The 23249-nt window shown below is 70.2% G+C and carries 26 protein-coding genes; 17 read left to right on the plus strand and 9 right to left on the minus strand.

Annotation, left to right across the window (positions count from 1 at the left end; all coding sequences use genetic code 11):
- The first annotated feature begins 83 nt into the window (after positions 1 to 83).
- From ACWGI2_RS19830 to ACWGI2_RS19860, 7 genes are all read left to right on the plus strand, one after another.
- The gene (locus tag ACWGI2_RS19830) at positions 84 to 1490 is read left to right on the plus strand and encodes a family 2B encapsulin nanocompartment shell protein (RefSeq protein ID WP_160507167.1); all 1407 of its coding nucleotides are present in this window, start codon (positions 84 to 86) and stop codon (positions 1488 to 1490) included.
- A gap of 96 nt (positions 1491 to 1586) precedes the next feature.
- Positions 1587 to 2654, plus strand: a complete 1068-nt coding sequence (locus tag ACWGI2_RS19835; RefSeq protein WP_453696561.1) for a family 2 encapsulin nanocompartment cargo protein polyprenyl transferase — start codon at positions 1587 to 1589, stop codon at positions 2652 to 2654.
- 232 nt (positions 2655 to 2886) lie between these two features.
- A complete protein-coding gene (locus ACWGI2_RS19840; RefSeq protein ID WP_453696563.1) occupies positions 2887 to 3537 on the plus strand; it encodes a GNAT family N-acetyltransferase in 651 nt (216 codons plus the stop codon).
- Positions 3534 to 4286, plus strand: coding sequence for an ANTAR domain-containing protein (locus ACWGI2_RS19845; protein WP_453696564.1), 753 nt, complete (start codon positions 3534 to 3536; stop codon positions 4284 to 4286). The genes ACWGI2_RS19840 and ACWGI2_RS19845 overlap by 4 nt, the downstream gene beginning before the upstream one ends.
- 92 nt (positions 4287 to 4378) lie before the next feature.
- Entirely contained in the window at positions 4379 to 4627 is a 249-nt protein-coding gene (locus ACWGI2_RS19850; protein WP_453696566.1) for a hypothetical protein, read from the plus strand.
- A 96-nt stretch (positions 4628 to 4723) separates the two neighbouring features.
- Positions 4724 to 5248, plus strand: a complete 525-nt coding sequence (locus ACWGI2_RS19855) for a hypothetical protein (protein ID WP_453696568.1) — start codon at positions 4724 to 4726, stop codon at positions 5246 to 5248.
- 32 nt (positions 5249 to 5280) lie between these two features.
- Positions 5281 to 6402, plus strand: coding sequence for an HAD-IA family hydrolase (locus ACWGI2_RS19860; RefSeq protein ID WP_453696570.1), 1122 nt, complete (start codon positions 5281 to 5283; stop codon positions 6400 to 6402).
- A 29-nt stretch (positions 6403 to 6431) separates the two neighbouring features.
- Here the strand turns inward: ACWGI2_RS19860 and ACWGI2_RS19865 are convergent, their stop codons facing one another.
- A complete protein-coding gene (locus ACWGI2_RS19865; RefSeq protein ID WP_453696572.1) occupies positions 6432 to 6899 on the minus strand; it encodes a pyridoxamine 5'-phosphate oxidase family protein in 468 nt (155 codons plus the stop codon).
- A gap of 72 nt (positions 6900 to 6971) precedes the next feature.
- Here ACWGI2_RS19865 and ACWGI2_RS19870 point away from each other — a divergent pair, with 72 nt between their 5' ends.
- Complete coding sequence (locus tag ACWGI2_RS19870; RefSeq protein WP_453696573.1) at positions 6972 to 7889, plus strand: sigma-70 family RNA polymerase sigma factor; 918 nt, start codon at positions 6972 to 6974, stop codon at positions 7887 to 7889.
- A 25-nt stretch (positions 7890 to 7914) separates the two neighbouring features.
- Here ACWGI2_RS19870 and ACWGI2_RS19875 read toward each other — a convergent pair whose 3' ends face one another.
- Positions 7915 to 9936 (minus strand): GTP-binding protein, encoded by a 2022-nt coding sequence (locus ACWGI2_RS19875; protein WP_453696575.1) that lies wholly within the window; start codon positions 9934 to 9936, stop codon positions 7915 to 7917.
- Positions 9937 to 10110: 174 nt separating this feature from the next.
- On the opposite strand from ACWGI2_RS19875, the gene ACWGI2_RS19880 reads away from it, so the two are divergent.
- Positions 10111 to 10773, plus strand: a complete 663-nt coding sequence (locus tag ACWGI2_RS19880) for a LysE family translocator (protein WP_453397877.1) — start codon at positions 10111 to 10113, stop codon at positions 10771 to 10773.
- A 32-nt stretch (positions 10774 to 10805) separates the two neighbouring features.
- Entirely contained in the window at positions 10806 to 11099 is a 294-nt protein-coding gene (locus ACWGI2_RS19885; RefSeq protein ID WP_453696577.1) for a hypothetical protein, read from the plus strand.
- Between the two features lie 64 nt (positions 11100 to 11163).
- Here ACWGI2_RS19885 and sodN read toward each other — a convergent pair whose 3' ends face one another.
- On the minus strand, positions 11164 to 11559 hold the full coding sequence (gene sodN / locus ACWGI2_RS19890) for a superoxide dismutase, Ni (RefSeq protein WP_160507177.1): 396 nt from the start codon (positions 11557 to 11559) through the stop codon (positions 11164 to 11166).
- A gap of 144 nt (positions 11560 to 11703) precedes the next feature.
- On the opposite strand from sodN, the gene sodX reads away from it, so the two are divergent.
- Positions 11704 to 12144 (plus strand): nickel-type superoxide dismutase maturation protease, encoded by a 441-nt coding sequence (gene sodX / locus ACWGI2_RS19895; protein WP_453696579.1) that lies wholly within the window; start codon positions 11704 to 11706, stop codon positions 12142 to 12144.
- On the opposite strand, the gene ACWGI2_RS19900 is transcribed toward sodX, so the two are convergent.
- On the minus strand, positions 12048 to 12677 hold the full coding sequence (locus tag ACWGI2_RS19900; protein ID WP_453696580.1) for a CGNR zinc finger domain-containing protein: 630 nt from the start codon (positions 12675 to 12677) through the stop codon (positions 12048 to 12050). The genes sodX and ACWGI2_RS19900 overlap by 97 nt on opposite strands.
- A 104-nt stretch (positions 12678 to 12781) precedes the next feature.
- Between ACWGI2_RS19900 and ACWGI2_RS19905 the strand changes: the two genes are divergently transcribed.
- On the plus strand, positions 12782 to 13543 hold the full coding sequence (locus ACWGI2_RS19905; protein WP_453696581.1) for a class I SAM-dependent methyltransferase: 762 nt from the start codon (positions 12782 to 12784) through the stop codon (positions 13541 to 13543).
- A 91-nt stretch (positions 13544 to 13634) separates the two neighbouring features.
- Here the strand turns inward: ACWGI2_RS19905 and ACWGI2_RS19910 are convergent, their stop codons facing one another.
- The 3 genes from ACWGI2_RS19910 to ACWGI2_RS19920 are packed head-to-tail and all read right to left on the minus strand — an operon-like array spanning position 13635 to position 16335.
- Positions 13635 to 14387, minus strand: coding sequence for an amino acid ABC transporter ATP-binding protein (locus ACWGI2_RS19910; RefSeq protein WP_453696782.1), 753 nt, complete (start codon positions 14385 to 14387; stop codon positions 13635 to 13637).
- A gap of 11 nt (positions 14388 to 14398) precedes the next feature.
- Positions 14399 to 15337: an amino acid ABC transporter permease gene (locus ACWGI2_RS19915; RefSeq protein ID WP_453397882.1), complete on the minus strand. Its 939-nt coding sequence runs from the start codon at positions 15335 to 15337 to the stop codon at positions 14399 to 14401.
- 35 nt (positions 15338 to 15372) lie between these two features.
- Positions 15373 to 16335, minus strand: a complete 963-nt coding sequence (locus tag ACWGI2_RS19920; RefSeq protein ID WP_453696583.1) for an ABC transporter substrate-binding protein — start codon at positions 16333 to 16335, stop codon at positions 15373 to 15375.
- A gap of 549 nt (positions 16336 to 16884) precedes the next feature.
- Here ACWGI2_RS19920 and ACWGI2_RS19925 point away from each other — a divergent pair.
- The 4 genes from ACWGI2_RS19925 to ACWGI2_RS19940 all read left to right on the plus strand — a co-directional run bounded on the left by ACWGI2_RS19925 (position 16885) and on the right by ACWGI2_RS19940 (position 20068).
- Positions 16885 to 18099, plus strand: coding sequence for an NAD(P)-dependent malic enzyme (locus ACWGI2_RS19925; protein WP_453696585.1), 1215 nt, complete (start codon positions 16885 to 16887; stop codon positions 18097 to 18099).
- 168 nt (positions 18100 to 18267) lie between these two features.
- The gene (locus tag ACWGI2_RS19930; protein WP_453397886.1) at positions 18268 to 19233 is read left to right on the plus strand and encodes a zinc-binding dehydrogenase; all 966 of its coding nucleotides are present in this window, start codon (positions 18268 to 18270) and stop codon (positions 19231 to 19233) included.
- A 59-nt stretch (positions 19234 to 19292) separates the two neighbouring features.
- Positions 19293 to 19502: a helix-turn-helix domain-containing protein gene (locus ACWGI2_RS19935; RefSeq protein ID WP_160507185.1), complete on the plus strand. Its 210-nt coding sequence runs from the start codon at positions 19293 to 19295 to the stop codon at positions 19500 to 19502.
- Positions 19502 to 20068 (plus strand): Clp protease N-terminal domain-containing protein, encoded by a 567-nt coding sequence (locus ACWGI2_RS19940; protein ID WP_453696587.1) that lies wholly within the window; start codon positions 19502 to 19504, stop codon positions 20066 to 20068. Before ACWGI2_RS19935 ends, ACWGI2_RS19940 begins: the two co-directional genes overlap by 1 nt.
- A gap of 105 nt (positions 20069 to 20173) precedes the next feature.
- On the opposite strand, the gene ACWGI2_RS19945 is transcribed toward ACWGI2_RS19940, so the two are convergent.
- Both ACWGI2_RS19945 and ACWGI2_RS19950 read right to left on the minus strand, forming a co-directional pair.
- Positions 20174 to 21274 carry a helix-turn-helix transcriptional regulator gene (locus tag ACWGI2_RS19945; RefSeq protein ID WP_453696589.1) on the minus strand — a complete coding sequence of 367 codons (1101 nt, stop codon included), beginning with the start codon at positions 21272 to 21274 and terminating at the stop codon, positions 20174 to 20176.
- A 1-nt stretch (position 21275) separates the two neighbouring features.
- On the minus strand, positions 21276 to 22190 hold the full coding sequence (locus ACWGI2_RS19950) for a DUF4097 family beta strand repeat-containing protein (RefSeq protein ID WP_453696590.1): 915 nt from the start codon (positions 22188 to 22190) through the stop codon (positions 21276 to 21278).
- Positions 22191 to 22360: 170 nt separating this feature from the next.
- Between ACWGI2_RS19950 and ACWGI2_RS19955 the strand changes: the two genes are divergently transcribed.
- Positions 22361 to 23200: a hypothetical protein gene (locus tag ACWGI2_RS19955; protein WP_453696591.1), complete on the plus strand. Its 840-nt coding sequence runs from the start codon at positions 22361 to 22363 to the stop codon at positions 23198 to 23200.
- Positions 23201 to 23249: the final 49 nt, after the last annotated feature.

Raw genomic sequence — 23249 nt, forward strand, 5'->3', positions numbered from 1 at the left:
CTCGTTTGTGTAATGGCGCCGACACTCCCCGTGCTGGAAGGGTTGACGGCGCAGATCAGCGCTTGATCGGGAGGGCATAGCCAATGTCGGTAGGCGAAGAGGTCCGAGCGGAACAGTCCGAGCCGCAGCAGAGCTTGGGCACATCGGCCGCGCGGAATCTGGCCACCACCACCAAGTCCGCGCCGCAGATGCAGGAGATCAGCTCACGCTGGCTCCTGCGGACGCTGCCGTGGGTGCAGGTGCAGGGCGGTACGTATCGAGTGAACCGGAGGTTGAGTTACTCGGTCGGCGACGGCCGGGTGACGTTCGTGAAGACCGGGGACCGGGTCCAGGTCATCCCCGCGGAGCTCGGCGAGCTGCCGACCCTGCGGGATTACGAGGACGTGGAGGTCTTGGGGGAGCTGGCCCAGCGGTGCCAGCAGCGGGAGTTCGCCGCGGGGTCGGTCATCACTTCCTTCGGCAGCCAGGCCGACGAGGTGTTCCTGCTCGCGCACGGCAGGGTCGAGAAGATCGGCACCGGGCCCTATGGGGACGACACGGTTCTCGGGACGCTCGCCGACGGCGCCTACTTCGGCGAGCAGGCACTGCTCGACCCGGAGGCCATCTGGGAGTACACGACGCGCGCGGTCACCGCGTGCACCGTGCTCACCCTGCCGCGCCAGGACCTGGAGCAGGTCGCCGAGCGCACGGATTCGCTGCGCGAGCACCTGAGGCGGCTGCGGTCCATTCCGGCCCAGCGGACCAACAAGTTCGGCGAGTCGCCCATCGACCTCTCCGCGGGACACATCGGCGAGGCGGTGCTGCCGGGCACGTTCGTCGACTACGAATCAGCGCCGCGTGAGTACGAACTGAGCGTCGCCCAGACCGTTCTGCGCGTCCACACGCGCGTGGCCGACCTCTACAACCAGCCGATGAACCAGACCGAGCAGCAGTTGCGGCTCACGGTCGAGGCGCTCAAGGAGCGCCAGGAGCACGAGCTGATCAACAACCGCGAGTTCGGACTGCTCAACAACTGCGAGTACGAGCAGCGGCTGCAACCCCACGACGGCGTGCCGAGCCCGGACGACATGGACGAACTGCTCAGCCGCAGGCGGGGGTCGAAGCTCTTCCTGGCCCACCCGCGCGCGATCTCCGCGTTCGGCCGCGAGCTCAACAAGCGCGGCCTCGTGCCGGAGACCATCGACATGGGCGGCAACCGCATCCCCACCTGGCGCGGGGTGCCGATCTTCCCGTGCAACAAGATCCCGGTCACCGAGGCCCGCACCACCTCGATCATCTGCATGCGTACGGGCGAGGAGGAGCAGGGCGTCGTCGGCCTGCACCAGACCGGCATCCCGGACGAGATCGAGCCGAGCCTGTCCGTGCGCTTCATGGGGATCAGCGAGCAGGCGATCATCTCGTACCTCGTGTCGACCTACTACTCCGCGGCGGTCCTCGTGCCAGACGCGCTGGGCGTGCTGGAGAACGTCGAGATCGGCCGCTGGCGATGAGGCCGTGTCTGTGGGCGCGCCGCCGGGTACACCCCATCCGTACGCGCCCGCAGGCCCAGGAACAGCCACCGTCCGCATCCTCTCCGGGGTGAGTCCATGACGGACACGACGACGGACGTGACGGAGTTCAATGAGCACGCGGGGCACGAATCGCCGGAAGCGGCGGAGCTCCTGGCGTCGGCGCGGGCGTGCGTCGACCCGGAGCTGCGCCGGGCGATCGACTCGCTGCCCGGAGCGATGCGCCGCATCGCGCTCTACCACTTCGGATGGGAACACGCGGACGGCACACCGGCGGCCGGGCACGCGGGCAAGGCGATCAGGCCCGCGCTCGTGCTCGCCGCGGTGCGGGCGCTCGGCGGGGACCAGGCCATGGCCGTCCGCGCGGCGGCAGCGGTGGAGCTGACCCACAACTTCACCCTGCTGCACGACGACGTCATCGACCGCGACACCACCCGCAGGCACCGGCCCACCGCATGGACCGTGTTCGGCGAACCCGACGCGATCCTGGCCGGTGACGCGCTCCAGGCCCTTGCGCAGCGGCTCATCGCCGAGGACCCGCACCCCGGGGCCCCGGCGGCGGCCGCCCGGCTCGCCTCCTGCGTGGTGGAGCTCTGCGAGGGCCAGCAGGCGGACGGCGCGTTCGAGCGGCGCGGCCCCGACGAGGTCACGCTCGACGAGTGCCTCGCCATGGCCGAGGCCAAGACCGGGGCGCTGCTCGGCTGTGCCTGTGCGCTGGGGGCGCTGTACGCGGGGGCGGGGCACAGCGAGGTGGAGGCGCTCGACGGGTTCGGCCGCGAGGCAGGGCTCGCCTTCCAGCTCATCGACGACGTGATCGGCATCTGGGGCGACCCGGACCACACGGGCAAGCCGGCCCGTGCCGACCTCGCGGCCCGCAAGAAATCCCTGCCGGTGGTCGCGGCGCTGGCCTCCGGCACCCCGGCCGCCGCCGAGCTGGCCGAGCTGTACGGACGCCCGTCCAGCGACGGCGACCTGGACCGCATGGCGCACGCCGTCGAGGCGGCGGGCGGCAGGGACTGGGCGCTGCTGCACGCGGGCGACCGGATGTCCCGCGCGATCAACCAACTGGCCGGCGCGGTGCCGGCCCCGGAGGCGGCCGGCAGCCTGCTGGCGCTCGCGGAGTTCGTTACGCGGCGCACGCACTGAACGTACGAAGACGTGCGGCGACGTACGGAGAGGAGCCGACCCGCATAAGACGGGCTGAAACAGGACGGCCGAGCGCGGCCGAGCGCGGCCGATGAGCCCCGCACCCTGCCGAGATCCGGTCAGGCTGCGGGGCTCTCCCGTGTTCCGGGGCCCGATCACTTAGGCTGCAACCGAAGCAACCGGTGGGGCGGGGCACGCAGTTGAGCGTGGGCGAGGGGCAAAGGGGCGGGCTGTGGGCGTAGTCATCCGGAGGGCCGGGGAGAGCGACAGAGCGGACGTGGTCCGGCTGCTCGACGAGGCGTTCCGAGACGATCCGGTGAGCAGCTGGGTCTTCCCTGGCGAGGAGCACCGCCGCCGCAGACACGGCGCTCTGATGGAGGCCTTCTACGACCTGGCGGTGGGCCAGGGCTACGTGGACATCACGGAGGACGGCTCGGCCGTCGCGCTGTGGTGGTCCGTCCCCGCGGGTGGGGACGAAGGTGGGGACGAGGACGCGGAAGAAGGGCCTGCGCAGCTGCGCGAGGCCGTCGACCCGGGCAACGAACGGATCGAGATGATCGGCCGGCTGACCGGCGACGCGCACCCGACCGACCGGCCCCACCAGTATCTGCACATGATCGGCGTGAGCCCGGAGCGGCAGGGCGAGGGGCTCGGCACCGCGCTGATCGGCGCCGTGCTCGAACGCTGCGACAAGGAAGGGCTGCACGCCTATCTGGAGGCGAGCAGCAGTCGCAGCCGCGCGCTCTACACACGGCTCGGATTCCGTTTCACCGGAAACGCCATCGACCTGCCGGACGGCCCGCACCTGTGGCCGATGTGGCGGGAACCCCAGCCTTTCGGCACGGACGGTATGGGGGGACGAGCCCCATGTGCCGCGAAATGACCCGCGAGGTGTCCGGCGACACGTCCCGCGAGCGACTTCTGGCGGAGGCATTCGTGGAGATGGCCGACTCCTTGACCGACACTTTCGACGTCGCCGAATTCCTGCAGAACCTGACCGTGCGCTGCGTGGAACTGCTCGGCGTCTCGGCCGCGGGCGTCCTGTTGGCGGACGCCCAGGGCGAGTTGAGGCTTCTCGCGGCGTCCGGCGAGCACGCCTGGGTGCTCGATCTGTTCGCCCTGCAGCAGGAACAGGGGCCGTGCCTGGACTGCTACCGCTCCGGCACGGCGCACACGAACATCGCACTCAACGGACTGGAAGCGAACACCTCTTGGCCGCGGTTCGCCACGCGCGCCAGGGCGGCCGGCTACGCGATGACGCAGGTGCTGCCCCTGCGCCAGGGCGATCAGGTTCTCGGGACGCTCAATCTGTTCCAGGCGAAGCCGCAGGTGCTCGGCCCCGACGAGATCGCGCTCGCGCAGGCCCTCGCGGATGTCGCCACGATCGCGATACTCCAGCGGCGTTCCCTGGAGCGGAGCGAGTTGCGGCGCGACCAGTTGCAGGAGGCTCTCACCAGCCGGATCGCCGTCGAGCAGGCGAAAGGTGTGCTCGCCGAGCGCTGGAAGTGCACGGTCGACGAGGCGTTCGGGGCGCTGCGGCGGCATGCGCGCGCGAACCGGATGCGGCTCGCCGAGTGCGCGCGGCAGGTGGTGGCGGGGGAGCTCGACACGGAGGGGATTCACCGGGGGTGACGGGGTGGCACCGCCCGGCATGAAGGGCCCCCGTCGCAGGAAGCGCTGACAGTCGGCTTTCCGGCCGGGGCGGGCCGCCCTACCCTGAACGCATGGGCAGCGATGGGAGCCGGTCCGGCCCGCGCCCGCAGAGCGAGCCGGTGTGCGCGAGCTGCGGACGGCCTGTCGGTACGGCCATCAAGCGGCGCAAGGTGCTCGGGGTGTACGTCCCTATGTGGGTCCCCCGCCCCTGCCGCAACCCGCAGTGCGACGCGCGCGTCGACGAACCCCAAGAGCGCGAGAAGCGCGAGAAGCGCGAGGCCGAGGCCGACGCGGAGCCCGCGCGCTCCGACGACGACTGAGGCACGAGTCCGGCGCGCGCGGACCAACCAGGACCGGGTGCGGGCCGATGTGAAGCGGGTGCTCGGCGAGAAGCAGCGGGTCTGCATCATGGGCTCATGGACATGACCGAGCTGGATCAACTTCCGTCGGCCGTCGACGGCGAGCGGCTGCTCGCACTCGCCGACGGCCACCACGCCCGCACCGCACGGCCCTTGGGCGTCCACGAGGCCGGCGGACACCTCGTGAAGGCGTACGCCGTCGAGGCGCCCGGGCGGAAGGTGACCGGGCAGGACGAGGAAGCCGCGCTCGCGATCGCGGGAGCGCATCTGGGGCTCGGTCGTGCGCGTGGGTCGGCGGGGCTCGCCGTGCTGATCGTGCACGCGGGCGGTGACGGGGACTACGTCCTGGTGCAGAGCTGGATCGAGGGGTACATGTCGGACCTCGCGGTCTTCGTCGGCCCCGCCGGGGACCCCGGAGCGCTGCGGCCGGGCCGCACCGGGCTCGCGCCGTGCGTGTGGGAGGCCGCCGTGCTCACGCATGAGCGGGACGCGTACGTGCGGTGCGTGCTCGACGGGAGCGGCACCCTCGCGGAGCGGCTCACCGCGTGGGGCCGGGACGTCATAGAGGGGGACCTGCGATGACGTACGAAGGTCCATTGGCGTACGAAGGTCCGATGACGTACGAAGGTCCGACCGCGCACGACGGCTCACGCGCGCAGAACGGCGAAGCCCCCCGCGTCCGCCACGCCCGCCCCGCCGACCTCCCCCGCGTCGTGGAACTCGTCGCCGAGCATGCCGCGTACGAGAAGGGAGCCCCGCCCGCCCCCGGTCTGGAACAGCGCCTGGACGCGCTCCTCTTCGGGGTGCCGGACCCGCGGCTGCGCTGTCTGGTGGCCGAGCTGCCCGGCGGCGAGGTCGTCGGCTACGCGACGTGTGCGCCGGAGATCTCCACCTGGGACGGCGCCGAGTACCTCCACATGGACTGTCTCTTCCTGCGCGACGGCCACCGGGGTCTCGGCCTCGGCGAGCGGCTGACGGACGCGGTGGCGGCAGAGGCCCGTGCGCTCGGCCTCACCGAGGTCCAGTGGCAGACACCCGCGTGGAACGAGGGCGCGATCCGCTTCTACGGCCGCATAGGCGCCGACGCCAAGGAGAAGCTGCGGTTCACCTGGCAGGTGCCGCCGCTGCCGTTCGACGCCGTGCTCTGCGACCTCGACGGCGTGATCCGCTTCTACGACATGTCGGCGATGGAGGAGATGGAGCGCGCCGCCGGTCTTCCCCACGGCAGCACCGCCGAGATCGCCTTCGCGCCCGAGACCGACCTGCCGCTGATGCTCGGGCGCACCGGCAAGGAGGAGTGGGTGGAGGCCATCGCGCGGGGCCTCGCCGACCGGGTGCCCCACGAGCGCGGGCACGCCCTGGGCACCGCGCTCGCCGAGGCCGGGTTCTCCGCCGACGCCACCGTGGTGGACCTGCTCAGGCGGGCCCGCGCGCACCTGCACGTGGCGCTCGTGACGAACGCGACCCCGTGGCTCGACGACGACCTGACCGAGCTCGGCATCGCCGGCCTCGCGCACACCGTGGTCAGCAGCGCCGACGTCGGCATCGTCAAGCCCGACCGACGGATCTACGAGATCGCCGTGGAGCGGACCGGGGTCCCCGCCGAGCGCTGCCTGTTCGTGGACGACCGCAAGGAGAACGTGGACGCGGCCGTCGCGCTCGGCATGGTGGGCCTGCACTACACCGGGCCCGACGACCTCAGGGAGGCGCTCGCCCCGGTGCTCGGCAGGGACTGACCCCAGGGCCGCACCGTCCACCGCGCCGCCTACGACACCGTCCACCGCCCGCCCCGCATCAGCTCCCTGCCCTCCAGCTCGTCGGCCTCGCGCCAGGCCTGGAGCCGCTGCGGGGTGATGCGGAAGTAGGTGTAGGCGGTGTCGAGTTTGCTCGGGTCGAAGCCCGTCTTCTCGGCGAAGGCGTCACGGTCCTCGGGGGTCAACTCGCCCTCGCCCAGGGCGCGTACGGCCCCCTCCATGAGGATGACGTCGCGGGTCGGTCCGATGCCGACCCGTGCCCTGCCGGTCGCCCGGAGGTTGCGGCCGGTGACACTGGCGTCCGGAGTGGCCACCAGCAGGCTCTCGCCGTCCCAGAGGAAGGACAGCGGGATCAGATACGGGGTTCCGCTGTCCGCGTCGGCCGTCGCCACCCACGCGTCGATGTCGTGGGTGAGGCGGTGCAGGGCGTCCCGCTTGCGCTGCTCGGGTGCGCGCGGTCCTGTCGTCTCGGTGTTCATTACTGTTCTCCTCCAAGTGCGCCGGCACGGTGCGTCATTGATGTGACGTACCGCGAGGGGGGAATGTGACAGATGGATCAGAACGAAGCAGCAGTAGATCAGGACGAAGCGCTGGCGGCCCGCTTCGAGGAGCACCGGCCGCATCTGAAGGCCGTCGCCTATCGCATGCTCGGTTCGCTCAGCGAGTCCGAGGACGCGGTCCAGGAGTCCTGGATCCGGCTCAGCCGCTCCGACACCAGTGAGGTGGCGAACCTGGGGGGCTGGCTGACGACGGTCGTCGGCCGTATCTGCCTCGACATGCTGCGTACGCGGCAGTCGCGGCGCGAGGACTCCCTGTCGCTCGCCCTCGACACCCATGTGCCGGACCCGGTGGTGAGCTGGGGAGACGTGGTCGACCCCGAGCAGGAGGTGCTGCTCGCCGACTCGGTGGGCCTCGCGCTGCTCGTCGTACTGGAGACGCTTGCGCCCGCCGAACGCCTCGCGTTCGTGCTGCACGACATGTTCGCCGTGCCCTTCGACGAGGTCGCCCCGATCGTGGAGCGCACCCCGGCCGCGACCCGGCAGCTGGCGAGCCGGGCCCGCCGCAGGGTGCAGGCCTCGGCGCCCACCCCCGACAACGACCCCGTACGCCAGCGCGAGGTCGTCGGTGCCTTCCTCGCGGCCGCGCGGGGCGGGGACTTCGACGCGCTGCTCGAACTGCTCGACCCGGACGTGGTGTTGCGGGCCGACACCGGCGAACTGGCCTCGGGGCTCTCGAAGTTGGTGCGGGGAGCGTCGGTGGTGGCCGGGCAGGCGGCGATGTTCTCGCAGGGGGCACCGACCACCGAGCTCGCGCTCGTCAACGGCCGCGTCGGCGTGGTCGGAGTGCCCGGCGACGAGGTCGTCTCGGTCATGGAGTTCACGATCTCGAACGGCAGGATCGTCGAGCTCAACATCCTCGTCGACCCCGCCCGCGTAGGCGCCCTCGGCCTGCCTGCCTTCCGACGCTGACCCCGCTGACCTAGCCGGCCAGGGCTTAGCGCCGGACACCCGCCACCTCCCGCAGATACTCCTTGCGGCAGAGCGGATTGCGGTCGGTCCGCGGCCGGTCCGGGGCCCCGCCCCGGACCGGCTGGTAGCGCTCGAAGGCGGACTCCAGCTCGCCCTCGCCGCGCGTCAGCGAGGGCAGCAGCTGTTCGAGCTCGTGGACACGGGCCGCGGGGATCTCGCCCTCGACCACGTACGAGGCTCCGCGCGCCGTCTGGGTGTGCGGGACCGCCCGCAGCCGTGACAGCGCGGGCAGGAGCTGCCCGAACACGTCGTCCGGGACGCTGAGCCGGAAGCTGTGCAGCGGCTCGTGCACCTCGGTGCCCGCCCGTCGCAGCGCGCTCAGGAGGACCAGCGGAGTCAGCTGCCTGAAGTCACCGGCCGTGCTCGACATGCTCTTGTCGAAGGTGCCGTGCGCGTGGCTCTGGCGGGGCCAGTACCCGGAGTGCGTCATGGTGACCACACAGTCGTCGACCTCCCACCCGTGGACCCCCTGGTGGAGGGTCTCCCGCACGGTCTCCTCGACGGCGCGGAAGAACGCGTACGGCATCGAACCGAGCTCGATCTCCAGGCGGAACTCCACGCCGGAACCCGGCTGACCGGGATCGACGCGCAGACCGACGGTGGCCAGGAAGGGGTTGTCGTCCTTGTCGATGATCTCGTAGGCGGCCCCGCTGCCGGTCACGCGCTCCACGCAGATGGTCGTGGTCTCGCGGAACGTGACGTCGATGCCGTACTCATCGAGGAGCGTCGCCTGGATGACCTCCTTCTGGACCTCGCCGTACAGCGACACGTAGACCTCCTGGCGGAGATCGTCCTGCCGCAGGTTGATCAGCGGGTCCTGCTCGGCGAGTTGGGCGAGCGCGAGGTGCAGCGCGCCCCGGTCGCCGGGGCGGGCGGGGACGACGACGGTCTCCAGGGTGGGCGGCGAGAAGTGGTGCCGCCCGTCTCCGCCCCTCTGGGAGTGCCCTGCGCCGATGACATCACCGATCCGGATGTCCCCGAGCCCCCACAACTTCCCGATCTGCCCCGCGGAAACACCCTCACGCGGGGTGGCGGACCCGCGGTCGAAGACGCTCACCGCGGTGACCTTGCCCTCGCGCCCGCTGCCGAACGGCAGCCGGTCACGCGTGCGGATCGTCCCCGCGAACATCCGTACGTACGCGATCTTCTCCCCGGCGTCCCCGCGCTCGACCTTGAAGACGGTGCCGGAGGCCGGGACGTCGGCGCGCGGGGAGCCGTCCTCGGAGGGCAGCAACTCCCGGATTCCCGCGATGAGTTCGTCGACACCCGCGCCGGTGGCGGCCGAACCGAAGAACACCGGGTGCACCAGGGCCCGCTCGGTCTGCTTGCCGAGTTCGGTGCGCAGCCGCCGGTAGGGGAGGCCCGCCTCGTCGTCGACGTACGCGGAGAGCAGGGCGTCGTCGTGCGCGGCGAGTACGTCGACGAGGCGGGCGGTGAAGGCGGGATCGCCGCCGTCGAAGGGCACGAAGGACGCGTCGCGACCGCCGAGGCCGTGGGCCGCCCCCATGGGCACGATGTCCGGGACGAGCCGCTCCGCGATGTCCCGCAGCAGGTCCTCGTGGCGCGCGCCGCGTCGGTCGATCTTGTTCACGAAGACGAGCGTGGGAATGCGGAGCCGCCGCAGGGTCCGCATGAGTACGCGGGTCTGCGCCTGGACGCCTTCGACCGCGGAAATGACGAGAACGGCGCCGTCGAGCACGCTCAGGACCCGCTCCACCTCGGCGATGAAATCCGGGTGACCGGGGGTGTCGATGAGATTGACGGTGACGTCGTCGACGGCGAAGGAGACGACGGCGGACTTGATCGTGATGCCGCGCTGCCGCTCCAGGGCCAGTGAATCGGTCTGGGTGTTGCCCGCATCGACGCGACCGATCTCGTCGATGACACCGGCGGCGTGCAGCAGCCGCTCGGTCAGGCTGGTCTTCCCGGCGTCAACATGCGCAAGGATCCCCAGATTCAGGGAGTTGGACGTGCTCGACGTATGCACTGAGTGTCATGTCCTCTGGGTTGATGGCGATTCCCTTCTGGCTGGACATGAACGAACGGCGCATTGCGTCTCCTTGACGGGTCTAGGCGTACGGAGAGTGCAACAGGGGCGGGCCGCGGCGGCAACTGATTTATCCGGCGGCGCGACGCGGGGGCCGCCGACTAGCCTCCCGTCATGCTCACCGCCGCACTCGCGTTCGCGGGCGTCGCCGCGATCATCAACATCACGCCGGGCCTGGACACACTCCTGGTCCTGCGCACCTCCGTGGCCCACGGCCGTGACGGCGGTCTCGCCGCCGCCCTCGGCATCCTCACCGGCTGTCTGGCCTGGGGCGTGGCGACGGCGATCGGCCTGACGGCACTGCTCACGGCGTCCCGTTTCGCGTACGACGCCCTGCGCATCGGGGGCGCCGTCTACCTGGCATGGCTGGGAGGCACGGCGCTGTGGCGCTCCCGCCGCGCTGAGCGGACGCCGGAGCGGGAGCAGGCGGCGGAGGCCGAGCAGACGGCGGAGGCCGAGCCGCCCTCTCCCCGGGACCGCTGGGCGGCCTTCCGCGCCGGCCTCGGCACGAACCTGCTCAATCCCAAGGCCGGGCTCTTCTACATGAGCCTGATCCCGCAGTTCATCCCGGAGGGCGCCCCCGTTTTCAGCGCGACGCTGCTGCTCACAGCGATCGACCTGGTGGAGCTCGCGCTCTGGTACTGGATCGTCACTTACGCGGCGTCCGCGCTGGGCGAGCGCATCCGGCGGCCGTCGTTCCGGCGCCGCCTCGAGCAGTTCAGCGGGGTGGCGTTCCTGGGCTTCGCCGTGAACCTGGCACTGCACGACCGGGCCTGATGCGGGACCCTGGAAGGGAGGAAGTGAGTGCCATGAGAGTCATGCTGCGAGCACGTCTGGACACCCAGATCTCGAACGAGGCGATCAAGAACGGCACGCTGCCGAAGCTGATGCAGTCGGTGGCGGAACAGATCAAGCCCGAGGCGGCGTACTTCGGCCCCAGTGCGGGCGGCCGCGCGGCCACCTTCGTCTTCGACATGCAGGACAGCTCGGAGATGCCGTCCATCGCCGAGCCGTTCTTCCTGGAGCTCGGCGCGGAGATCGAGATCTACCCCATCATGAACGCGGAGGACCTACAGAAGGGGCTCGCCTCGCTGCGGGGCTGACAGACGGCGAAAGCACCCGGCTCCGCGCGGATGCCGGGTGCTTTCACCTGTGGTGATGCGAAGGCTAGGCCTTCTTCGTCTCCCAGAAGATCTTGTCGATCTGGGCGATGTAGTCCAGCGCCTTCTGGCCCGTGGCCGGGTCGGACGAGCCCTTGGCGGCCGAGAGGGCCTTGAGGGTGTCGTTGACCAGCTGGTGCAGCTCCGGGTACTTCTCGAAGTGCGGGGGCTTGAAGTAGTCGCTCCAGAGCACCGAAACGTGGTGCTTGGCGAGCTCGGCGCGCTGCTCCTTGATGCCGATGGCGCGCGTCTGGAACTGCGCGTCGTCGTTGGCGGCCATCTTCTCCTGCACGGCCTTGACCGACTCCGCCTCGATGCGGGCCTGGGCCGGGTCGTACACGCCGCAGGGGAGGTCGCAGTGGGCGCTGACCTTTACCTTGGGGGCAAACAGGCGGGAAAGCATGCAGCGGTCCTTCCTCGTGATCGTCTTCTCAGGTGGGACATTACTCCGTGAGAGACGGGTTTTCGCGAGTGCCCCCATGGGCTTAGGACAAAAGTCCAGGGTCAGACTGGGACTCGTGGAGGATAGGACCGGGGAGGTGCGGTGATGCCGGAGCTGTCGCAGGAGAGCGAACGGAGAAGGGGCATCTTGCCGTTGGGCGCGGCCGAGGTGACCGGCCCTTCGATGGTGCCCACGCTGTACCACGGGGACCGCTTGGTGGTGCAGTGGGGCGCACGGGTCCGAGCGGGTGACGTCGTGGTGCTCCGCCATCCGTTCCAGCAGGACCTGTTGGTCGTCAAGCGCGCCGCCGAGCGGCGCGAGGGCGGCTGGTGGGTGCTCGGGGACAACACGTACGCGGGAGGGGACAGTACGGACTACGGCACGGTGCCCGAGGAACTCGTCCTGGGGAAGGTGTGGTTCCGCTACCGCCCGCCCCAGTGGAAGTCCGGTCAGCGCTCGCCGTTCACCCTGCTGCGCTGGGCCGTTTCGGCCGCGCGGCCCGTGCTGGCCGACCGCTCCGTCTCCAGGCGTTTGCGGGCGCGGTAGGCGGCGACATTGGCGCGGGTCGCGCAGCGGTCCGAGCAGTAGCGTCGGGAGCGGTTCGTCGACGTGTCGAGATAGGCGTTGCGGCAGGGCGCTGCCTCGCACAGGCCGAGGCGGTCGACTCCGTGCTCGGTGAGGTGGAAGGCGAGGCCCATCGCCGCGATCGCCGCGTACCCGGACGTCGCGTTCGACGGGTGGTCCGCCAGGTGCATGTGCCACAGCGGGTTGCCCTCGTCGTCGCGGTCGTCGTGGCCCGAGATCTGCGGGCTGACCGGGAACTCCATGAGCAGTGAGTTCAGGAGGTCGACCGCGAGCGTCTCGTCGCCGCCGTCGGCCGCCTCGAAGACCGCCCTGAGCCTGGCCCGTACCGAACGGAAGCGGGTGACATCGGAGTCCGTGGCGCGACGAGCCGCCTGCGAACTGCCTCCGAACAGCTCACGGACCGCGTCGACCGACGTCAGCGTGTCCTTGTTGCGACCCGGCTCCTCGCTGTTGACCAGACGTACGGCGTAGTCCGAGTAATAGGCCAGTTCCACTTGTAGTCCTTACCGGGGCGGGCTATCTTCGTCAGGTGCGTGAGTAACAGTTGCGCGTGCTTCTAGGGTATTACGAGAGCGTATTACGTACGGGAGGGCTTCTCATGACGGAAACGGTGGCCGGGACCGACTGGCGTGCCTGGCAGGACAGCTGGGACCGGCAGCAGGAGTGGTACCTGCCCGACCGCGAGGAGCGGTTCCGGGTCATGCTGGACATGGTCGAGGCCGTCGTCGGCACCCAGCCGCGCGTCCTCGACCTCGCGTGCGGTACGGGGAGTATTACGGACCGGCTGCTCAAGAGGTTCCCGAACGCGGTCAGCACGGGCGTCGACCTCGACCCCGCCCTCCTCGCCATCGCCGAGGGCACCTTCGCCGGGGACGACCGCGTCACGTTCGTGACCGCCGACCTCAAGGACCCCGACTGGACGGCCCAGCTCCCGTACGACTCGTACGACGCCGTCCTCACCGCCACCGCCCTGCACTGGCTGCACAGCGAACCCCTCACCACGCTCTACGGGCAGATCGCGGGCGTCGTACGCGACGGCGGCGTCTTCATGAACGCCGACCACATGCCCGACCCGGCCACGCCCCGCCTGAACGACGCCGACCGGGCCCAGCGGCACGCCCGTATGGAAGCGGCCAAGGCCGAGGGCGCCGTGGACTGGCGGGAATGGTGGGAGCTCGCCGCCAAGGACCCGGTGCTCGCCGGGCCCACCGCCAAGCGCTTCGAGATCTACGGCGAGCACGCGGACGGCGACACCCCCTCGCCCGAGTGGCACGCGCGGACGCTGCGAGACGCGGGCTTCGGCGAGGCGCGGACGGTGTGGTCGTCGCCCTCGGACGCGATGGTGCTGGGGCTCAAGTAACTGGCCGCAGGCAGCGGAACACGAAGGGGCGGTACGGATCCCGGATCCGTACCGCCCCTTTCGCATCTGTACGCGTTACAGCACCTTCGGCTTACAGAACCTTCGACAGGAACGACTGCGTCCGCTCGTGCTGCGGATTCGTCAGGACGTCGCGCGGGTGGCCGGACTCGACCACCACGCCCTCGTCCATGAAGACGAGGCTGTCGCCGACCTCGCGCGCGAAGCCCATCTCGTGCGTGACGACGATCATCGTCATGCCGGACTCCGCGAGATCGCGCATGACGTCGAGCACGTCACCGACCAGCTCCGGGTCGAGCGCCGACGTCGGCTCGTCGAAGAGCATCAGCTTCGGGTCCATCGCGAGCGCGCGGGCGATGGCCACGCGCTGCTGCTGGCCGCCCGAGAGCTGCGACGGGTAGTTCTTCGCCTTGTCGGCGAGGCCGACGCGCTCCAGGAGCTGACCGGCCCGCTCCCGCGCCGCCGCCTTGGACTGGCCCTTGACCTGGACCGGCGCCTCCATGACGTTCTCGAGGGACGTCATGTGCGGGAAGAGGTTGAAGCGCTGGAAGACCATGCCGATGTCCCGGCGCTTGAGGGCGACTTCGCTGTCCTTGAGCTCGTACAGCTTGTCTCCCTTCTGCCGGTAGCCGACCAGTTCGCCGTCGACGTAGAGCCGCCCGGCGTTGATCTTCTCCAGGTGGTTGATGCAGCGCAGGAACGTCGACTTGCCGGAGCCGGACGGGCCGATGAGGCAGAACACCTCACCCGACTTGACCTCCAGGTCGATGCCCTTGAGGACCTCGACGTTGCCGAAGGACTTGTGGACGCCCTCGGACTTCACCATGGCGGTGGTCATCAGCGCACCCCCGAACGGTTGCCGAGCGACAGCATGTTGGCCTTGATCTTCTGGAAGGGAGTGGCCGGCAGGGAGCGCGACGAACCGCGTGCGTAGTAACGCTCCAGATAGAACTGACCGACGCTGAGGATCGACGTCATGATCAGGTACCAGGTCGCGGCGAGCAGCAGCGTCTCGACCGTGGCGCCGGACGAGGTGCCGATGTCCTGGGCGTACCGCAGCAGTTCGAAGTACTGGACCGCCGCCACCAGGGACGTCGTCTTGAGCATGTTGATGACTTCGTTGCCCGTCGGCGGCACGATCACGCGCATCGCCTGCGGAAGCACGACCCGGCGCAGCGTCTTGCCGTGGCTCATGCCGAGCGCGTGGGACGCCTCGGTCTGGCCCTCGTCGACCGAGAGCAGACCGGCGCGGCAGATCTCCGCCATGTACGCGGCTTCGTTGAGACCCAGGCCGAGCAGCGCCGTCAGGAACGGCGTCATGAAGTCCGACCACTCGTCCTTGTAGACGGGGCCGAGGTTCACGTACTCGAAGACGAAGCCGAGGTTGAACCAGATGAAGAGCTGGACCAGGACCGGCGTACCGCGGAAGAACCAGATGTAGAACCAGGCGATCGACGAGGTCACCGGGTTCTTCGACAGGCGCATCACCGAGAGGAGGATGCCGCCGACCACGCCGATGAGCATCGAGAGGACGGTCAGGAGCAGGGTCTCCCGGACGCCCTTGAGGATGCGGTCGTCGAAGAAGTTGTCGGGAATCGCGTCCCAGTTGATGTCACCCTGCGCGAACGCGTAGACGATCGCGGCGAGGGCGCCGATGGCGAGGAGCGCGGAGACGTACCGGCCGTAGTGCCGGACGGGGATGGCCTTGATGGCCTCGGGGTGGGAGGAGGACGGCGGTGAGTCCTCCGGCCCCTTCTTGGAGATGTCGGTAGTCACGGGAGTGGCCTTTCAGCGGCGAGACGGTTGCGCGGTCACTTGCCGCCGTTGATCTTGGCTTCCTTCACCGCGCCGTCCTCGACGCCCCACTTCGAGATGATCTTGTCGTACTCGCCGTTCTTGATGATCGCGTCGAGCGCGGCCTTGATCGCGTCACGCAGCTCGGGGTTCTTCTTGGAGATCGCGATGCCGTACGGAGCGGCCTCGACCTGCTCGCCGACCAGCTCGAAGTCCTTGCCGCCGCCCGAGGTCTTCACCGCGTACGCGGCGACCGGGAAGTCCGAGGAACCGGCGTCCGCACCGCCGGAGCGCAGGCGGGTCTGGGCCTGCTGGTCGTTGTCGAAGGACTCGATGGCGATCTTCTTGCCGCTCTTGCACTTCTTCGACTCGGCCTTGGCGAGGTCGTGCGAGACGGTGCCGCGCTGGACGACGATCTTCTTGCCGCAGAGGTCGGCCCAGGTCTTGATGCCCTGGTCGTCGCCCTTCTTGGTGTAGATCGAGACGCCCGCGGTGAAGTAGTCGACGAAGTCGACGCCGTCGCCGATCTTCTTGCCGGTCTCCTCGTCGACGCCTTCCTGGCGGTTCTTGGTGTCGGTCATGGCCGACATCGCGAGGTCGTAACGCTTGGAGCGCAGGCCGCCGAGCAGGGTGTCGAAGGTGCCGTTGTCGAACTGGAACTTCACGCCGAGCTGCTTGCCGAGGGCGTCGCCCAGGTCGGGGTCGATACCGACGGTCTTGCCGGACTTGTCCTTGAACTCGACGGGCGGGTACGCGATGTCCGAACCGACCTTGATGACTCCCGCGTCCCGGATGTCCTCGGGGAGCTTGTCGGCGAGCGGCGCGTTGCTCACCTTCTCGCCGCCCTCGTCCTTGCTCTTGGTCTGGTCACCGCATCCGGTCAGCAGCAGCGCGCCGGCGACCGCGATCGCGCCGACCGTGGCCATCCGGGACTTCGCGGACTTACCGGCGGTGGTACGACAGATGGAGCGTGCGGTCATGAGGGTCCTCCGGCGGATGAGGGAGTTGCCGAGCGGTCGTGCACACACCTTCGGGTGTCGCGACCTCGTGTGATGACGGCATCTTGCCATTCGGACCGTCCGATTCTGGGTGCCAGAGATGTCAAAATCGGATAACGGGTGACCACGGGACCCCGACAGGCCCGGACAACCGTGCCGTACCGGCCTGGAACGAAGTACCGCCATTTGAGATCTTCGGTGAATCTCGGGTGAATCTCGCGATGTGGACCGGCGGCGTGCGCTCCTCGGAAAATTCGGGCATGGGCCCGTCATCCGTTCTTGACGTTCTTGTGGGACCACCACAACGGCCACGGGCGCCTCACGTAACCAATCCCACTCGCCCAGGGCAAGGACCGTCAGGTAGAAAGGTGCGTTACACCCCTCATCCGGGGCCCAGAGCGCGTGTGCGGCGCGCTCGCGTGTCTGTACCTCCCTCCGCCGACAGGCGGGGAACAGACGCGGTGCCCGCCCACTTCTCAACCAGGAGTGGACACCCTCAACTGATGATTTAAGACTTAAGGGGTCAGACAAGTGGCAGCGGAGATCGTCAATCCTCGCAGCGACAGCAGTACGGGTCACGAAGGCGCTGAAGAGCCCTTCGATCCGGCGTTCGCGCTGCACCGTGGCGGCAAGATGGCCGTGCAGGCCACCGTGCCGGTGCGGGACAAGGACGACCTGTCCCTGGCGTACACGCCCGGCGTCGCGAAAGTGTGCACCGCGATCGCCGAGCAGCCGGAGCTGGTGAACGACTACACATGGAAGTCGAACGTCGTGGCCGTGGTCACCGACGGCACGGCCGTGCTCGGCCTCGGTGACATCGGTCCCGAGGCCTCCCTCCCCGTGATGGAGGGCAAGGCCATTCTGTTCAAGCAGTTCGGCGGCGTGGACGCCGTTCCGATCGCGCTCGGGACGACGGACGCGGACGAGATCGTCGAGACCGTGGTGCGGATGGCGCCGTCCTTCGGTGGTGTGAACCTCGAGGACATCTCGGCGCCTCGCTGCTTCGAGATCGAGCGCAAGCTCCAGGAGCGGCTCGACATTCCGGTCTTCCACGACGACCAGCACGGCACGGCGGTCGTCACGCTCGCCGCGCTGCGGAACGCGGCGCGGCTGACCGGGCGCACGCTCGGTGAGCTGCGTGCCGTGATCTCCGGCGCCGGTGCGGCCGGTGTCGCCATCGCCAAGTTCCTGCTCGAAGCGGGCCTGGGCGATGTGGCGGTCGCGGACCGCAAGGGCGTCGTGAGCCGGGACCGGGACGACCTCACCCCGGTCAAGCGTGAGCTCGCGGAGATCACCAACAAGGCCGGGCTCAGCGGTTCGCTGGAGAGCGCCCTCGCGGGTGCGGACGTGTTCATCGGCGTCTCGGGCGGCACCGTCCCCGAGCCCGCGGTCGCCTCCATGGCGCCGAACTCGTTCGTGTTCGCCATGGCCAACCCGAACCCCGAGGTGCACCCGGACATCGCCCACAAGTACGCGGCTGTCGTCGCGACGGGGCGCTCGGACTACCCGAACCAGATCAACAACGTGCTCGCCTTCCCCGGCATCTTCGCGGGCGCGCTCCAGGTCCGGGCCTCGCGGATCACCGAGACGATGAAGATCGCCGCTGCGGAGGCGCTGGCCGGCGTGGTGGGCGATGAGCTCTCCGCCGATTACGTGATCCCCTCGCCGTTCGACGAGAGGGTCGCCCCGGCCGTCACTGCCGCCGTGGCCGCGGCCGCGCGTGCCGAGGGCGTTGCCCGCCGCTGATCGGTGACTTCATGGCGTGACCGCGCCCCCGTTTCGTACGCCCCGACGCGTACGAGACGGGGGCGCGGCGCGTGTGGGGTGGGGCGGGGGTGTACGAGACGGGGGCGCGGCGCGCGTCACAGTCGTGCGTGGTTACGTACGGGTAGGCCCCCGGCCTATCGTCACCTCATGTTCGCTGCCTACGCCGCCCGCATCGACCGTGACCAGCCGCTCAGTGGCCTTGAGTTGGGGGAGCGTCCCGCCCCCGAGGCCAGGGACGGTTGGTCGACCGTGAATGTCCGGGCCGCCTCCCTCAACCATCACGACCTGTGGTCCCTGCGCGGGGTCGGACTCCCCGAGGGGAGGCTGCCGATGATCCTCGGCTGTGACGCCGCGGGGATCGACGAGCACGGCAACGAGGTCGTCCTGCACTCCGTCATCGGCCAGACCGGGTACGGGGTCGGTCCCGACGAGGGGCGCTCGATCCTGACCGAGAAGTACCAGGGGACGTTCGCCGAGCAGGTGTCCGTCCCCACGTGGAATCTGCTGCCGAAGCCGAAGGAGCTGTCGTTCGCCGAGGCGGCCTGCCTGCCGACCGCGTGGCTCACCGCGTACCGCATGCTCTTCACCAACGCCGGTGTGCGCCCCGGGGATTCGGTCCTCGTCCAGGGCGCCGGTGGCGGCGTCGCGACGGCCGCGATCGTGCTCGGCAAGGCGGCGGGGCTCCGGGTCTTCGCCACGAGCCGCGACGAGGCCAAGCGGAAGCGGGCCCTGGAGCTGGGTGCGGTGGAGGCTGTCGAGTCCGGCGCGCGGCTGCCGCAGCGGGTGGACGCCGTCATCGAGACGGTGGGGGCGGCGACGTGGTCGCACTCCGTCAAGTCCCTCAAGCCAGGCGGCACTCTGGTGATCTCGGGTGCGACGAGCGGGGACCGCCCCTCGCACGCGGAGCTGACCCGGGTCTTCTTCCTGGAGCTGAAGATCGTCGGTTCGACGATGGGGTCCAAGGACGAGCTGGAGGACCTGCTGTCCTTCTGCGCGGCCACGGGCGTACGTCCCGTCATCGACGAGGTGCTGCCGCTTGACCGGGCGCGTGAGGGCTTCGAGCGCCTGGAGTCCGGCGATCTGTTCGGGAAGATCGTGCTCGAAGTCGGGTGACCCATCCCGCGTGTCAACTGTGGTTGACATGCGCCTCCCGTCAACGTAAGTTGACACGCATGACCGAAGCTACGGATCTCGCCGAGCGTGCGGGTGACCGTGACCCACGAGTCGGACTGCGGGCCGTCTCCGCGCTGCGGAGGCTGGTGGAGCAGTTGGAGGCCGTGCAGGTGCGCAGTGCGCGTCAGCAGGGCTGGTCGTGGCAGGGGATCGCCGCGGAGCTCGGAGTGAGCAGGCAGGCCGTGCACAAGAAGTACGGGAGGCAGTGATGTTCGAGCGGTTCACGAAGGACGCCCGCGCCGTGGTCAAAGGCGCGGTCGAGCATGCCGCGGGCGAGGGCGCGGCCTCCGTCGACGACGGGCACATGCTCCTCGCGCTGCTCGACCGCGAGGCGAGCCGGGCGTCCTTCGCCCTGGCCTCGCTCGGGGCCACGCGCCGCCGGGACTCGATCGAGGGCGCGCTGGGTGAGGCGCGGCGCCGCGCTGGCCTCTCGCAGGCCGACACGGAGGCGCTGGCCGGACTCGGCATCGATGTGTCCGAGATCGTCTCCCGGGTCGAAGAGGCTCATGGCGTGGGCGCGTTGGCGGGTGGCCGCAGGGCCGGGCGCCGCTCCGGCCGGGCCTTGAGCGGGCACCGGCCGTTCACCCGCGAGGCCAAGGACACCCTGGTGAGGTCCCTGCGCATGGCCACAGCGCGCAAGGACCGGTGCATCGGCGACGAGCACATCCTGTTCGCCCTGACCGTCCGCCCCGGGCTCGTCAGCGAGGTCCTCGCGGACCATGGCGTGACCCATGAGTCGGTGGAGAGGGTGCTGTACGGCGAGGGCGCCGCGTAAGCCGATGGGCCTGGGTGGCCACCGGGGCTGCCGAGGTCCGGGGCCACCGAGGCCCGGGGCCACCGAGGCCGCCCCGGTGGCCCGGTTGCCCGGTGGCCACCCAGGTCAGCCCTTCGGTGTGCGCAGGCTCGCGGCGATGTGGGCCGCCGCCGACGACAAGTGACGGCGGGCGTCGCGGAGTTGGTCCTCCGTCACGCCGTGGTCCCGGGCCGCGTCCCTGATGTCGTCACGGAAGCGGTCCAGGAGGCGGTCCAGGTCACGTGACGGATTGCCGGTGGTGTCCTCCTGCGCCCACTCCGGGACGTACTCCGTGGGGACCCCGTCCTCAGGGGCGGACGTGAACTTGGGCTCCTCGGTGGCGGACCGCGGGCCCTTGCGGCCGAAGTCGCCGAAGTCCTTGCCCAGGTCCTTGCCGAACTCCCCGAACTCCTTGGCCAGTTCCGTCAGGCCCTCGCGGACCCCCGTCGGCCAGTCGCCCCGCGTGAAGTGGTCCTGCACCTGGGCCTGGACGCGCCGTGCGATGCGCTGCACCTCCTCCTGCGCCTGGGCGCGCGCGGTCTCCTGCGCGTCCTGGGCCTGGCGGCGGGCGCGCTGGGCGTCCTCGCGTGCCCTGCGGGTCTCGTCCTTCGCCCGCCGGGCCTGCTCCTTCCACTCCTGCTTGGCGCGCTTGAACTCCTCCTTGGCTTGGCGCCAGCCGTCGTTGTCGGCCCAAGAACCGTCGAAGAAGTCCGAGGGGTCCGGGAAGGGCTTGCCGGAGCCCGCGCTGGAGCCGGAGCCGGCGCCCGCGCCGCTCTTGCCCTCGGGCCTGCCGCCGGACGCGCGCGCTTCCTTGGCCGCCTCCCGCATCTCACGGCGGAGCTCACCGGCCGCGCCCCGCACACCGTCCCGGATCTCGGCGGCGAGCTCGGCGACGGAATCGCGGATCTCCAGCTCCAGATCGGCCAGCTCACCGCTGCGGTCGGCCAGTTCGGCGCGGCCCGCGTCCGTGATGGCGTATACCTTGCGGCCGCCCTCGGTGGTGTGCGTGACCAGGCCCTCGGCCTCCAGCTTCGCCAGGCGGGGGTAGACTGTCCCGGCCGAAGGCGCGTAAAGACCCTGGAAGCGCTCCTCCAGGAGGCGGATCACCTCATAGCCGTGGCGCGGCGCCTCGTCGAGGAGCTTGAGCAGGTACAGGCGCAGTCGGCCGTGGGCGAACACAGGGGCCATCTCAGAGCACCTTCTTGTCGGTCGGGGCGGCGTCGTCGTCAGCCGGGGGAGCGTCTTTCGGGTCCGTCGGGGACGCGGTCGGCGGGAACTCGTCGGACGGATCTTCCTCCGTGGGTGGCCTGCGCAGCAGCGCGATGGACCCCGTCACCGTCGTCGCCTTCAGCTTTCCGCTGCCCGAACCCAGGCGGCCGGTGATCTTCTTCGCCCCCCACTGGCCGCTGACCCGCAGATCCTCGAACGCGTTGGACACCGCTCCGCTCGCGGTGTTCGCCTCGACGTCCGCGTCCGTCGGGTGGGGCAGCCTTATCGCGATCTCCCCGGACACGCTCGTCAGGCCGATGTCGGTCAGAGTGCTCGCCGGGTCGAGATCCACGATCATCGAGCCGCTCACCGAATCGGCCCGAACGGAGGAGCCCGCGCCCTCGAAGACGGTCAGATCGCCAGAGACGGAGTTGAACCGCAGGTCGCCGGTGATGCCCTGCGCCTCCAGGCTGCCCGAGACCGTGTCGGCGCGGACCCGGCCCGAGAGGCCGACGAGGGTCGTGTCGCCGGTGACGCCCTTGACCTCCGTGGTCCCCTCGATCCCCGAGACCACGGCGCCCGCCCCGACCACGCCCACCTCGACACGGGTGCCCGCGGGGACGGCAAGTGAGATCACGGCACTGCGGCGCCAACCCTTGCGGTCGAGCCACTTGAGGAAGCCCTTCCAGGGCAGGTCGTCATACGCGACGGTCAGGATGCCGTCGGCCTGCGTGACGGTCAGGGGCGGCCCCTCGATCTCGGAGACCTCGAGCCGGGCGGAAACTTCGTCGGTGCCCACGACGTTCACTGTTCCGTTGACGACGCGCACATGGAGGGTCTTCACGGGGGCGTCGAACGTGAGTTTCTGGGGCTCGGCGACGGACCACTCTGACATCGGGCTGACCTCCTCGGCGGGCTGGGCTGCTGTGGGCGGGAGGGCTCGGAAGCCCGGACGGCAACGCGCCATATCGCGTCTCTGAGATACACGATATATCGCGGTCACGGAAAGTCAAGACGCCCTCGCTCCTCTGCGCTAAATATGGCGATTTGACCTAGCGTGGGGCCATGTCGTCCGAAGCTTTCGAGCACACCGCCGCCGGTGCGCTGCTGCTCTGCCGGGCCGAACCCGACGCGGTCGAGCCCTCCGCCCGCCTGTTGCGCGAACAGCTGCTGCTCGCCCCTGCGGGCCGCGAGTGGAGCGTCCTCGTACCCGAAGGCAAGCCCTGGGCGCACGGTGACGAGCCGGTGGACCGGGTGCTCACCGGCTGGGCCACCGCGCTCGCCGTCGGGTCGACCTGGCCGGTGCTCGCGTTGTGGTGGGACTCCGACCGCTCCGGCTGCACCCTCGCCGCGGGCTTCCGGCGCACCGTCGAGTACGTGTGGCTGGCGAACGGGACGCCCGTCGGCGAGGACGAGGCCCTGCGTACCTTCGGCGCACGCCTCGGCCTCGACCCCGTCCTGGACATGCAAGCCCTGGAGGCCCTGGGGCGCCCCGACACGGAGTCCGACGCACGCGCACGACTGCTGGGCCTGCTCGCCGTCCTCGCGCGGGCAGGAGTGGCGCTCCCGTCCGGCCTCGGCCCCGGCGAACCCGCGGACCGGCTGCGCGCGGTGGCACGCGTGGTGCCGGGGGTCCGGGAGGTGGAGTGGTCCGGGTGGCGGGACGCGGTGCGGGCGGAGCTCGACGTGGTCGAGCGGGGACCCTTCGGGCCCTGGCTGCGCGGACCCCGGGCCCGCGCGCTGGCCGTGGCGCAGATGGCCGCGGGGCTGCCGCTCACGGCGTGGGCCGTGCGGCGGCGCAGCGGGGGCTGGGCCGTGGCGGGAGCGCTCCTGCTGGTGCATGGCGCCCTGGGTCTTGCGTACGACAGGGTGCGGGCGGCCGACACCGGATCCGGGTGGGGCTGAGAAGGCCCCCCGAGGCGCCCTGGGTCTTGCCTACGACAGGGTGCGGGCG

This window comes from Streptomyces sp. NPDC054866 (assembly GCF_053610745.1).